Origin of the sequence: Niastella sp. (genome assembly GCF_045805085.1) — a bacterium.
Taxonomy (GTDB): domain Bacteria; phylum Bacteroidota; class Bacteroidia; order Chitinophagales; family Chitinophagaceae; genus Niastella.
The window spans coordinates 1-4,445 of record NZ_JBJMLX010000528.1; the positions used below are offsets into that span (position 1 = coordinate 1).

Genomic DNA, 4,445 nt, shown 5'->3' on the forward strand with positions numbered 1-4,445 from the left:
AATTGAGATTTTTATGTCAGAAAAAGACTATGCGCGTTTGGGTCTAACACCCGATTCGGGATTTCGATCTTTAGAAAGGTGGGCGATGTTACCTAAATATACCTTATGACAAATATAACGGCCGCACATATCCCCGTCCGGATACACTTATGAAATCATATAGCAGGTATAAATTGCCAGGGAACAAATAAAAGCCCAGATGACTGAATACAAAATACGAATTTCAAAAAACTTCCTGGTTACCGTATAATATAACAGGAATATTGAAATTGAAGAATCTAATGTTATAAAGATCACTATACCTACCCTAAAAACAGACAAATGAGCCCAGGTGCCGGTTATTATTTGGATACCAATTTTTATAAAAAAGCCCAATAGGACGGAATAGATGAGCAGGAGAAAATACCATCCCAACTGGTTCCCTTTTGCAAACAGGAATATGGATCCCATTACTAATAAAACTAAAAAGGATGTAAATATTAATACGCCCCAATTTAAGTTAAAGTTGTCTTCGGCAATATAATATATTTCAGAAACGAAGAATATGAAAACAAGAGCGTTCGAGAGGCTAAGTATATAAGATCGAATTTTTTTGTATTCTATACCGGTTTGCTCAAAATCAGTTAGCAGGTCTTCCATATAAGAATTTAAGGTTATTAAGCTTTCAAAATCTCAAACGATAACCTGACAATGAAACTATCAACAGGAATATAAAAGGGATTCGTGCCATATTGTATAATGGTCAGTTTACACAGTAATGGATAAACGTAAGTTACTATTATTGCTGCCATTAAAAGAAAAAACTTCGGATTCCCCCTTGGCTCGCAGAACAGAAATTGTATACCGCAGAAAGAGAAAGCGTGCGTTACAAATCAGGTATCGAAATGATTGCTTTTTTGATTTTTTCCCAGCCTGGGCACTATAGATCCATATAAGAAGCAAGTCAGATATCGCGCCATCGCTAATCTTTAAGCCCGGCAAAGTTGTCATCATAAACTTCCGTAATATATGTATAAGGATGAAAAGACGGGCACTACAACTGGAAATTGGTATCTAAGAACAGAAAACAATGGATGAAAGAAAATTCCTTGCTGATCGGTTTCATAAGACTTATAATTTATTAATTACCAATTTACCATTCCGGTAACTGGCGCCATCGAAAGCTTTGACAAAATATATTCCATTCGGCAAGCTTTGCAGGTTCGTAAGCTGCAATTCATTAAGGCCCGCTTTTAACTGATATTGCCGGCTCAGCACGGCGTGGCCGGTTATATCAAACACGGTAATTTGAAGTTTGCTAATGCCTGTTGAAGACCATCTGATCGTGGAATGCCCGATGGCAGGAACAGGACTTATCTCCAATGCACCTTCAGCGATTTCAGTTTGTATTGTAATAACCTTACTCAAAAATGTTTGGCCGTTTGTACCGCGTGCTTTTATCCTATAAAAGACAGCCGCTCCTGTACTGGCCGATGCATCGGAAAAGTTATACTTGCTAATCTCGCCATTACCCCGCTTACTTACTATGCCGGCTGTAACAAAATTGTTCCCGTTGTTACTCCGTTCTATGATATAGTTTGTTATATCTTTTTCATTGGCAAACCCCCAGTTGATCAACACCTGTGTCCCGTTCCTTTTTCCATTTACGAACAGGAATTCCAAAGGTAAAACGATACAGCCAGGCGGAAAGACCATCATGGGGCCTGTAACCGATACACCTCCAGCACCGGCTCCGGCGCCATAAGTGATCGTGCCCGATCCACTATTTGTAGTGCCTGAAGTTCCGCCGGTTACGGAAGAGGCTGCATTCAGTGTTCCGTCGGTATATATAACGCCGCCGCCACCGCCGCCGCCGGGCCCGTGCGGAGAGCTTGTGCCGCCATTCCAAAAATTGGTACCGCCATTGCCGCCATTTGCATATACAATAAGGCCGGAATGACCGCTACGTGCATTAATCAATACACTGCCACCAGCGCCACCGCCTCCTGATGCATCGTTGACAACAGTGGCATTTCCGCTACTGCCATTGGCATAAACAAAGCCGGCATTTATAATGGTTCCGGCGTTTATAATAACAATGCCTCCACCCGCGGCGCCACTGGAAGCCAATCCGCTACGCGGGGTGCCGGTACCGTTGTTAGTACTGCCGGCTCCGCCGCCACCGCCCATCACCAGCCGCAACGCGCTTCCCTGTGCGAATGAGGAGCCGGGATAACCGCCGTAGGCTCCATTTGTTCCATAACTGTTGCCGCCCTTTCCGCCTGCGCCACCGTTACCACCGCCACCACCGCCACTGTTGTTGGCATTGATCGGGGTGCCATCATCGCTTCCCCCCCCACCGGCATTGCCGGGGGCGCCCATGCCGAAACTTCCGCCGGGATATCCTTCGTCTGTATTGGGTAACAAAGAGCTATAATTGTTGCTGTTAATAAGCCTTGGTGTTCCGGCAATCCCTTCTCCCTTTGAAGCATGATTGCCAAGCTGGACACTCATGTTGGCATTGGTAGGCGACACAGTGACAAAGTCCCGGTTGGTACCTGTTCCGCCGACCAGCTGTACGCCGCCGCCGCCGCGGAAACCAGCACCGGTAACGCTGATCGCATGCCCGTTCATGTTGAACGTGTTCATTACAGCCATCGCTATTACCCCACCGGTAGCACCATCCCAGTTAGGCGGCGTAATGTCGGCATTCAGCATGAGGTCGTAATATACAGGTACACGAATTACCTGGTAAGTGTATTGGCCATCGGCGCCAAAAGCGGCTTGTTTATAATTATTAACCGTTCCTGTCAGCAATGTCAACGTACCGCCCGTCAGCGGAACAGCATTGGTTGCTATTATAAATTCCATATTTCCGGCGGATAATTCAGCATTATTCAGGTAACCGCTCCCCCTTGCACCATCTCCATAAGTTGTGCTATCGGCTGAATTGATCTGCGCACGCTGCATTTGAATGATCAATAAAACATCACCCCCACTGATAGGGGTTGTTCCGTAAGCGGCCCCGCCAATGGTAACAGAAGTGCTTCCTGCACTTACTGTTGCCTGTTGCCCGGGATAATATGTGTTGGAAAAAGAAGTTATAGTAGAGATACCAGGCGGCGGGCAGGTTTGCGCCTGTACAGAATTTACTGATAATATCGCTATACACAACATAACCAGCAACCATTTGACAGGGCATTTTTGTAAAACGGAGTTCATTAGGTAATGGATTTTTAATATAGGAATCAGATCATAGACGTATAAAAATGAACAAACCGGGGAAACTGTTTCTTAGTATTACTTGGATAATGATAATTCGTTACTTGTATGTTGTGTGCCAGAAATTTGTTCAGCTGTCCCGACGAAAAAATGAAACCCTTCAAATGATTGATTTGAAGGGTTGTTAAATTACGTTGTTTCAGTTCTTATGCTTAATCTTCATTACCAGGGTATTTCTCCTGTTTCAGGATTATTTTCCTCACTAAAAAATTTTCCTGTTGGGCCGTCATTGTCAATTAGCGCATATTTTATGATCCGTTTTCCGGCATCTTGAATAGTTCCGGGCCCTCTATGTCCATTGAAATCTGTTTTTGTATATCCGGGGCAAACAGCATTTATTTTGAAGTTGGTATTTTTTAATTCGTATGCCAGAACAACAGTGTACATATTCAAGGCTGATTTTGAAGAAAGATATACAGCGCCTTTGTAGTCGTAGTATTTATAGGTTGGGTCGCTGTGTAGGGTAATTGAACCCTGACTTGAACTTACATTTACAACACGAGGTTCTGACGACTTTTTCAATAAATCAATAAAGGCTTGTGTAACCCGCACCACGCCGTAAACATTTGCATCATAAGCCGCTTTAAACTGGTCAATAGTTGAGTCAAGTGCCATTTGTGGGTAACCACCATAAATACCCGCGTTATTAATAAGTATATCCAACACTTTTGTTTTTTTACCTATTTCATTACGGGCATTAATCACTGATTCGTCATCTGTAATATCAAGCTGAATAACTTCTACATTGTTTAAACCCTTCGCTTTTAATTTATCAATGGCTTCAATGCCATTTTCTAAATTACGACTGCCGAGGTAAACATAAATTCCTTTTTGAGCAAGTTGCTGTACAACTTCAAAGCCAATGCTTTTGTTAGCCCCTGTTACTAATGCAAATTTCATTTCTTGTGTGAATTTTATGAGGCAAAAGTAGAGGGCCAAAAAACAGCGGAAATGGACAATTCATTTTATTTCCCCGACAAATCTTGCTTAGGCAAAAATTCACTTGCACTTTTGCCTGTGCATTTTTTGAAGAGCCTTGAAAAATAATCAGGGTCATTAAAGCCTAATTCATAGGCCAGATCTTTAATAGAAGTATTAGAATAACGCAATTTTCTTTGAGCTTCTGTCATCAAACGGTTAATAAAATAATCTTTTGGCGATGTCCCGGAATATTCTTTTACGAT

Annotated in this window: 3 protein-coding genes; all 3 read right to left on the bottom strand. The window is 42.7% G+C overall.

Annotated elements, in window-relative coordinates:
- Positions 1 to 1,110 precede the first annotated feature (1,110 nt).
- Positions 1,111 to 3,201, bottom strand: coding sequence for a T9SS type A sorting domain-containing protein (locus ACJ751_RS27500; RefSeq protein ID WP_407748748.1), 2,091 nt, complete (start codon positions 3,199 to 3,201; stop codon positions 1,111 to 1,113).
- A 222-nt stretch (positions 3,202 to 3,423) separates the two neighbouring features.
- Entirely contained in the window at positions 3,424 to 4,161 is a 738-nt protein-coding gene (locus ACJ751_RS27505) for an SDR family oxidoreductase (protein ID WP_407748749.1), read from the bottom strand.
- A 65-nt stretch (positions 4,162 to 4,226) separates the two neighbouring features.
- Positions 4,227 to 4,445: helix-turn-helix domain-containing protein (locus ACJ751_RS27510; RefSeq protein WP_407748750.1), on the bottom strand; the 219-nt coding region annotated here is incomplete at its 5' end.